Raw genomic sequence first — 8,377 nt, 5'->3', positions numbered from 1 at the left:
GTGGTCGGCATGCGGGCCTTCTCCTCGGGGCGGGGCGGGGTGGTGGGCGGTCGTCGTCCTTGAGCAATGATCGATCAAAAGTTAACGTACCTCATCTCGGCGACAACGAGGCGTCCTTGCGATGCCGCCCCGCGGCCGCCGCAGCCACCACAGCCGCCCCGCGCACCCGCCCGCCAGCGGCGGGAGCGTGCCTTGGAGGAGGGATCGCCCGTGTCCGCTGTCGCGCCGGAGGGGCGCAGAATGCTGCGCCTGGAGGTCAGGAACAGCCAGACGCCCATCGAGCACAAACCGGAGTGGATCAAGACGCGGGCGCACATGGGCCCCGCCTACACCGCACTCCAGGACCTCGTGCGCTCGCAGGGTCTGCACACCGTCTGCCAGGAGGCCGGCTGCCCCAACATCTTCGAATGCTGGGAGGACCGCGAGGCGACGTTCCTCGTCGGAGGCGAACGCTGCACCAGGCGCTGCGACTTCTGCCTGATCGACACCGGCAGGCCGCAGCCGCTGGACCGCGACGAGCCGCGCAGGGTGGCCGAGTCCGTCAGCGCCATGGACCTCAACTACGCGACCATCACCGGAGTCGCCCGCGACGACCTGCCCGACGGTGGCGCCTGGCTGTACGCCGAGACCGTACGCCGCATCCACGCCCGCACCGCCGATCGCGCGGACGGGCGCACGGGCGTCGAACTGCTCGCGCCCGACTTCGAGGCGCGGCCCGACGCACTGGCCGAGGTCTTCTCCTGCCGCCCCGAGGTCTTCGCACACAACATGGAGACGGTGCCCCGCGTCTTCCGCCGGGTCCGCCCCGGCTTCCGCTACGAGCGCTCCCTGAACGTCCTGACCCGGGCCCGCGAGGCCGGACTGGTCACCAAGTCCAACCTGATGCTCGGCCTGGGCGAGACGCGCGCCGAGATCAGCGAGGCGCTGCGCCTGATGCACGAGGCGGGATGCGAACTGCTCACCCTCACCCAGTACCTGCGCCCCTCCCCCCGGCACCACCCCGTCGAGCGCTGGGCCAAGCCCGCGGAGTTCGTCGAGCTGAAGGAGGAGGCCGAGGAGATCGGCTACGCCGGCGTCATGGCAGGCCCCCTCGTCCGCTCCTCCTACCGTGCGGGCCGCCTCTACGAGCAGGCCGTCGCGCGCCGGGGCCTCGCACCGCAGGCCCTCGCCCGGTGAGGCGGCGGCCCGCCCCGACCCGCGCTCCGCCTCGCGCGGCCCCCGCCTGGCCGCCTGGCAGCCGGCCGGCCCGCCGCCGAGCCGCGCGGTACGGGCACCCGCTGGTGGGCCGCCGTCCGGGCGCGCCTCCTCGGGGGCGACGGCGGTCGTGCCTCTCTCCCCGCCGTCACGCCGCCGTCACGGCGGTCCGACAGCGGGTGAGACGCACGTCACACCGACTCGTGTCACACTGGGCCGGGACGGCTCGTCAAAGGGGTGTAACCGTCGGCACGACGCAGTGGAGCACATCATGGAAGCACGCCTGAACCCCTTCACCAACCCGGTCCTCGGCAAGGTCTTCAAGCACTTCATCGCCGCCGACAAGGTGATCGGGGAGACCTCGCTGCCCGCCGCCACGCAGGAACTGGTGAAGCTGCGCGCCAGCCAGATCAACGGCTGCGGCTTCTGCACCGACATGCACTTCAAGGACGCCGTGCACGCCGGGGAGTCCGCTGAGCGCCTCAACATGGTCGCCGCCTGGCGGGAGGCCACGGTGTTCACCGAGGCCGAGCGCGCGGCGCTGGAGCTGACCGAGGAGGCCACCCGCATCGCCGACACGGCGGGCGGAGTCTCCGAGGAGGTGTGGGCCAAAGCCGCCAAGCACTACGACGAGGAGCAGCTCGCCGCCCTGGTGGGGGTCATCTCCATTATCAACGCCTTCAACTCCGGCAACGTCATGCTGCGGACGCCGGCGGGTGACTACCAGCCCGGCCAGCACGGCTGACCTCGTCGGTGAGGCGGGGGAGGGGCGAGCACCGCGCGACGAGCCGAGGAACCCTCCGGTTCCGGAAGCCCGGCCCAGGCGGAGCCCGGTCCTAGGGGCCCCAGGCGGAGGCCGGTCCTAGGGGAGGGTCTCGCCGGGTGTCTCGGCGAGGCCGTCCGCGGCCTCGACCTCTTCGCGGGTGACGCCCAGCAGGTAGAGCACGGTGTCCAGGAACGGCACGTTCACCGCCGTGTGGGCCTTCTCCTGTACCAGGGGCTTGGCGTTGAAGGCGACGCCGAGCCCCGCCGCGTTCAGCATGTCGAGGTCGTTGGCGCCGTCGCCGATGGCGACCGTCTGCGCCAGCGGCACCCCCGCCTCACCGGCGAAGCGGCGCAGCAGCCGCGCCTTGCCCGCGCGGTCGACGATCTCGCCCGTGACCCGGCCCGTCAGCCTGCCGTCGACGATCTCCAAGGTGTTGGCGGAGGCGAAGTCGAGCCCCAGCTCCTGCTGGAGCGCGTCCGTGACCTGGGTGAAGCCGCCCGAGACGACGCCCACCTGGTAGCCGAGCCGCTTGAGCGTACGGATCAGGGTGCGCGCGCCCGGCGTCAGCCGCACCTGCTCGCGCACCTTTTCCACGACCGACGCGTCCAGCCCGGCCAGCAGCGCCACCCGCGCGTGCAGGGACTGCTCGAAGTCCAGCTCCCCGCGCATGGCCCGGGTCGTCACCTCGGCGACCTCCGCCTCGCACCCCGCGTGGGCGGCGAACAGCTCGATGACCTCGTCCTGGATGAGGGTGGAGTCCACGTCCATGACGACCAGCCGCTGGGCCCTGCGCTGGAGCCCGGAGGCGACGACGGCGACGTCGACGCCGTACTTCTTCGCCTCCAGCGCCAGCGAGGTGCGCAGCAGCGAGGTCTGCGCCCCCGAGACGTCGAACTCGACGGCCAGCACCGGGTACTTGGCGAGCCGGAAGATGCGGTCGATGTTGCCGCCCGTGGAGGTGATGCTGGCCGCTATGGCCGCGGTCGACTCCGAGGTCAGCGGGTGGCCCAGCACCGTGACGTGCGAGCGGCCCGTGCCGCGCGGCTGGTTGTCACCCGTGCCGGAGATGATCTCGGCTTCCATGCCCATCGACTCGGCCCAGCTGTGCACCGTGGCGCGCAGCTCGCCCTCCGTGCCGGTCCCGGCCGAGGGGGCGGTCACCAGCGCGCACAGCGTGATCCGGCCGCGCGTGACCAGCTGCTCGATGTCGACGACCTCCACGGCGAAGGCCGCGAGGGTGTCGAACAGACCGGCGGTGATACCGGGCCGGTCCCTTCCGAAGATCTTGACGAGGAGGGTCGGGGTGTCGGCGTACGACGGAGGCGTGGCCACATCTGCGCTCATGGTGCTGCCACAGTACCGCCGCCCCGTCGGGCGCCCCGCGTCGGCCCGGCCGCCCGCCCCTTCCGGCCCTCCCCTTCGAACGGCGCCACGGCACCCGTCCGTACCCGTCACGCCGCTTGTCCGCATCAGTCGGGATCGGTGCCGATCCGCCCCGCATCGACGGCAGGGCCCCTTTCTCCCTCTTCTCCCTCACGACCCGCGGACCGAATGGTCACAGCCTGGTCCCTGTCCTCGGCCCGGCTTCCTGTCGGACGGCCACGCCTGGAATAGTTCCCCACGATGTTCGCCATCCCTAGACTCCCTCTCGGCAGGGGGTACCTCGGGGGACAACTTTGTGGGGCATGGAGTGCCGGAACTCGTACTGGAATTGAACGGACAGACCTGGACGCTCGACCCGTCCAGGGCGTACACCCTCGGCCGCGATCCGCAGGGGGACGTCGCGATCGACGACGCCAGGGTCTCCTGGCGGCACGCCACGGTGCGCTGGGGAGGGCGCGCCTGGGTCATTGAGGACCACGGCAGCACCAACGGCACGTACGTGCAGGGGCGTCGGCTCCAGCAGTTGGAGCTCGCCCCCGGCATGAGCGTCCACCTGGGCAACGCAAGCGACGGCCCGCAGCTCACCTTCTCCGCCGGCGCGGGCGGGCAGGCACCGGCCGGCGGCATGTACGCCCAGGGAGCGGCCGCGGACCCGCAGGGTCAGTCCCAGGCGGCGGCCCAGGCGATGGCCCCGCACAGCGCCCCGACGCAGCAGCCGGGCGTCGTGCCCGGCGGCCGGCAGCCCGGCTGGGGTCAGCAGCCTCAGCAGCCGCACCCCGGCTGGCAGCAGCAGGCCCCCCAGATGCAGCAGGCGCCGCAGATGGCGCAGCAGGGTTACGCGCACCAGGCGCCCCCGCAGCAGTTCCCCCAGCAGCAGATGCCGCAGCAGGGCGCCCCCGGCCCGCAGGGGATGGCCCCGCAGGGAATGGCCCCGCAGGGGATGGGCGGCTCCGCCTCGGGCGGTCAGACCGGCGGCGGTGACCGCAGCCCGACGACGTTCCACCAGCTCTCCCTCGGCCGGGTGATGCGCATCGGCCGTGCGCTGGAGAACGACCTGGTCGTCTCCGACCTCCAGGTCTCCCGGAACCACGCCGAGTTCCACGCCTCGCCCGACGGACGCGCCGAGATCCGTGACCTGGGCAGCCACAACGGCACCTACGTCAACGGCCAGCCGATGCCCAAGTCCGGGACGGTGACGATCACCCCCCAGGACATCGTCGGCATCGGCCACTCCACCTTCCGGCTGGTCGGCGACCGGCTGGAGGAGTTCGTCGACACCGGCGACGTCTCCTTCTCCGCCCGGCACCTGACCGTGAAGGTCGACGGCGGCAAGGTCATCCTCAACAACGTCACCTTCGGCGTCCCGGAGAAGTCGCTCATAGGCGTCATCGGCCCCTCCGGATCCGGCAAGTCGACGCTGCTGCGCGCACTGACCGGGTACCGGCCTGCCGACGCCGGTGAGGTCCTCTACGACAACCGCAACCTCTACAAGCAGTTCGCCGAGCTGCGGCAGCGCATCGGCCTCGTCCCCCAGGACGACATCCTCCACAAGGAGCTGAAGGTCCGCACCGCGCTGCGCTACGCGGCCAAGCTCCGCTTCCCCGGCGACGTCGCCGAGGCCGAACGCAACGCCCGCGTCGAGGAGGTGCTGGCCGAGCTCAAGCTCGACATCCACGCCGACAAGCGCGTCACCTCCCTCTCCGGCGGCCAGCGCAAGCGCGTCTCGGTCGCCCTGGAGCTGCTCACCAAGCCGTCGCTGATCTTCCTCGACGAGCCCACCTCGGGCCTCGACCCGGGCATGGACCGCGACGTCATGCAGCTGCTGCGCGGCCTGGCCGACGACGGCCGCACGGTGCTGGTCGTCACCCACTCGGTGGCCGAACTCGGCCTGTGCGACAAGCTGCTGGTGATGGCGCCCGGCGGCGGCGTGGCCTACTTCGGGCCGCCCGAGGAGGCACTGAACTTCTTCGGCTACGACTCGTGGGCCGATGTCTTCTCCGCCTTCGAGAACTACCGCGACTACGACTGGATGGGCCGCTGGCAGGGCTCGCAGCACTACCAGATGTACGCGGCCGACATCGACCAGCAGTCGCCGCAGGACCCCTACGCCGCGCAACAGCAGCAGGCGATGCAGCCGCAACGGCTGCAGAAACCACAGAGCTGGGGCAGTCAGCTGTGGACGCTGATGAGACGCTACATCTCGGTGATCGTCTCGGACCGCTCCTTCCTGGTGCTCTCCTTCGTCACTCCGCTGATCCTCGGTTTCGTCAGCACCCTGATGCCGTCCGACTACGGGCTGACGGCACCGGTGGGCAAGACCAACGGCGACGCGGGGCCGATCCTGCTCATCCTCGCCATCGGCGCCTGCTTCTCCGGCGCGGCCAACTCGGTACGCGAGCTGATCAAGGAACGCGTCATCTACGAACGGGAACGGGCCACAGGACTGTCCCGTTCGGCGTACCTGATGTCGAAGGTCATCGTGCTGGGCGTCGTCGCCGCCATCCAGGGCGTGCTCATGTGCGTCGTCGGCTTCTTCCCGCGCGACCTGCCCGAAGAGGGCCTGCTGATCACCAACCCGGCCCTCGAGATGGCTCTGGTCATGATCGCCCTCGGCGGCACCTCGATGATGTTCGGCCTGATCATCTCCTCGCTGGTGAAGACCTCAGAGAAGACGATGATCCTGCTCGTGCTCTTCGCGGTCGTCCAGGTCGTCTTCACCGGAGTCCTCTTCAAGCTGTTCGACAGCCCCGGCGTGGAGCAGTTCGCCTGGCTGATGCCGTCCCGGTGGGCCATCGCCGGCCTGGGCACCACGGTCGAGCTCGGCCGCCTGATGCCGCAGGACAAGAAGGACCCCACCAACACCGACCCGCTGTGGGACCACTCCCTGGACCAGTGGGCGATGGACGTCGGCATCCTCGTCGTGATGGGCATCCTCTGCTACTTCGTGGTCATCCGCCTGCTGCGCCGCCACGAGCCGGAGATCATGCGCAAGTAAGCCACGCGGAACGTCCCCACGGAGCGAGGGGGCACCTGCGGAAGGGTGCCCCCTCGCGCGCTGTCCGGACGCCCCGGGACCCCGGACCTAGGACCACCGGTCGGCCACCCCCCTGACCACGGTCCGATCCCGCCGGCGCCCGGCCGCGAGTACGGTGATCCGCATGGTCCCCCGTTCCGGGCTCGCCGCGGTCAGCGCGGCACTGCTCGCCATGAACCGCAGGCTTGAGGTGCGCGACGTCCTCCAGACGATCGTCGCCTCCGCCCGCGACCTGCTCGACGCCGAGTACGCGGCCCTCGGCGTCCCCGACGACCACGGCGGCTTCGCCCAGTTCGTCGTCGCCGGGGTCAGCGACGAGCAGTGGAAGGCCATCGGCCCGCTGCCCCGGCAGCACGGCATCCTCGCCGCGATGCTGCACGACGCCACCCCGCAGCGCCTCGCCGACGTCCGCAAGCACCCCCGCTTCGGCGGCTGGCCCTCGGCGCACCCGATGATGGCCGACTTCCTCGGCATGCCCATCGCCGACGGCGAGCAGGTGCTCGGCGCGCTCTTCCTCGCGAACAAGCGCTGTCTCGCGAACGAGCGCAGCTCCGCCGACGAGCGCAACTCTGCCGACGAGCGTTCCTCCGCCGACGAGCGCGGCGGCGCCCGGAGGCGGCGAGGGCGTCCCGCGTCCCAGGAGCGGCCCTGCGCCTTCACCGAGGACGACGAGGAGCTGCTGCGCCTGCTCGCCCAGCACGCCGCCCTCGCCCTCACCAACGCGCGCCTCTACGAGCGCAGCCGCGAGCTGACCATCGCCCAGGAGCGCTCCCGCATCGGCCACGAGCTCCACGACGCGGTCGCCCAGAAACTCTTCTCGCTGCGGCTGACGGCCCAGGCCGCCACCGCGCTGGTCGACCGCGACCCCGCCCGGGCCAAGGCGGAGCTGCACGAGGTCGCGCGGCTGTCCGGGGAGGCGGCCGACGAGCTGCGCGCCGCCGTCGTGGAGCTGCGCCCCGCCGCGCTCGACGAGGACGGGCTGGTGGCGACCCTGCGCACCCAGGCACAGGTCCTCGACCGCGCGCACAGCGCCCGCGTCGACTTCGTGTGCGACGGCGTCAGGGCGCTGCCCTCAGCGCAGGAGGAGGCGCTGCTGCGGGTCGCCCAGGAAGCACTGCACAACGCACTGCGCCACGCCGACGCCTCACACGTCCGTGTCGCTCTCGCCCGCCGCGGTCCGTCCGTCGTCCTGACCGTCACCGACGACGGGGCGGGTTTCGACCCCGCGGCGGTCCGCTCGGCGGGCCGGCACCTCGGGCTCGTCTCGATGCGCGACAGGGCCTCCGGCGTCGGCGGTGCGCTGAGAGTCCACTCGGAGCCCGGCAAGGGCACCGCTGTCTCCATGGAGGTGCCCGGTGGCTGACCGGATCCGTGTCCTGCTCGTCGACGACCACCAGGTGGTGCGGCGGGGGCTGCGCACGTTCTTGGAGGTGCAGGACGACATCGAGGTCGTGGGGGAGGCCGCGGACGGCGACGAGGGAGTCGCCCGCGCCGAGGAGCTGCGCCCCGACGTCGTACTCATGGACGTCAAGATGCCCGGCACCGACGGCGTCGAGGCCTTGCGGCTGCTGCGGGAGCGCGACAACCGGGCCAGGGTGCTGATCGTGACCAGTTTCACCGAGCAGCGCACGGTCGTGCCCGCCCTGCGCGCGGGCGCCGCCGGATACGTCTACAAGGACGTCGACCCGGAGGCGCTGGCGGGCGCCATCCGGTCCGTGCACGCCGGGCATGTGCTGCTCCAGCCCGAGGTCGCCGGCGCGCTGCTCAGCGACGACCAGGGCGGCGCGGGGCGCGGCCCCGCGCTCACCGAGCGGGAACGCGAGGTGCTCGGCCTGATAGCGGACGGCCGCTCCAACCGGGAGATCGCGCGGGCCCTCGTGCTGTCGGAGAAGACGGTCAAGACGCACGTCTCCAACATCCTGATGAAGCTGGACGTGGCCGACCGCACCCAGGCGGCCCTGTGGGCGGTCCGCCACGGGGTGACGGGGTGACGGGGTGAC

At 71.7% G+C, this 8,377-nt stretch carries 6 protein-coding genes; 5 read left to right on the top strand and 1 reads right to left on the bottom strand.

Going from position 1 to position 8,377, the window contains the following annotated elements:
- The first annotated feature begins 210 nt into the window (after nucleotides 1-210).
- Entirely contained in the window at nucleotides 211-1,176 is a 966-nt protein-coding gene (lipA, locus tag AB8Z75_RS27485; RefSeq protein WP_369206585.1) for a lipoyl synthase, read from the top strand.
- A gap of 289 nt (nucleotides 1,177-1,465) precedes the next feature.
- Nucleotides 1,466-1,939 (top strand): carboxymuconolactone decarboxylase family protein, encoded by a 474-nt coding sequence (locus AB8Z75_RS27480; RefSeq protein WP_369206583.1) that lies wholly within the window; start codon nucleotides 1,466-1,468, stop codon nucleotides 1,937-1,939.
- Nucleotides 1,940-2,056: 117 nt separating this feature from the next.
- On the opposite strand, the gene serB is transcribed toward AB8Z75_RS27480, so the two are convergent.
- Nucleotides 2,057-3,304 (bottom strand): phosphoserine phosphatase SerB, encoded by a 1,248-nt coding sequence (serB, locus tag AB8Z75_RS27475; protein ID WP_369206581.1) that lies wholly within the window; start codon nucleotides 3,302-3,304, stop codon nucleotides 2,057-2,059.
- Nucleotides 3,305-3,650: 346 nt separating this feature from the next.
- Here serB and AB8Z75_RS27470 point away from each other — a divergent pair, with 346 nt between their 5' ends.
- From AB8Z75_RS27470 to AB8Z75_RS27460, 3 genes are all read left to right on the top strand, one after another.
- A complete protein-coding gene (locus AB8Z75_RS27470; protein ID WP_369206579.1) occupies nucleotides 3,651-6,338 on the top strand; it encodes an FHA domain-containing protein in 2,688 nt (895 codons plus the stop codon).
- A 157-nt stretch (nucleotides 6,339-6,495) separates the two neighbouring features.
- Nucleotides 6,496-7,740, top strand: a complete 1,245-nt coding sequence (locus AB8Z75_RS27465; protein ID WP_369206586.1) for a GAF domain-containing sensor histidine kinase — start codon at nucleotides 6,496-6,498, stop codon at nucleotides 7,738-7,740.
- Complete coding sequence (locus AB8Z75_RS27460) at nucleotides 7,733-8,368, top strand: response regulator (protein ID WP_369206577.1); 636 nt, start codon at nucleotides 7,733-7,735, stop codon at nucleotides 8,366-8,368. The genes AB8Z75_RS27465 and AB8Z75_RS27460 overlap by 8 nt, the downstream gene beginning before the upstream one ends.
- Nucleotides 8,369-8,377 lie beyond the last annotated feature (9 nt).

The organism is Streptomyces sp. PU-14G, from assembly GCF_041028275.1.
Lineage (GTDB): Bacteria > Actinomycetota > Actinomycetes > Streptomycetales > Streptomycetaceae > Streptomyces.
This window is presented reverse-complemented; position numbering and strand designations above follow the sequence as displayed.

Coding starts and splice junctions, on each gene's coding strand:
- AB8Z75_RS27480 (WP_369206583.1), top strand. CDS start 1,466: ATGGAAGCACGCCTGAACCCCTTCACCAACCCGGTCCTCGGCAAGGTC.
- serB (WP_369206581.1), bottom strand. CDS start 3,304: ATGAGCGCAGATGTGGCCACGCCTCCGTCGTACGCCGACACCCCGACC.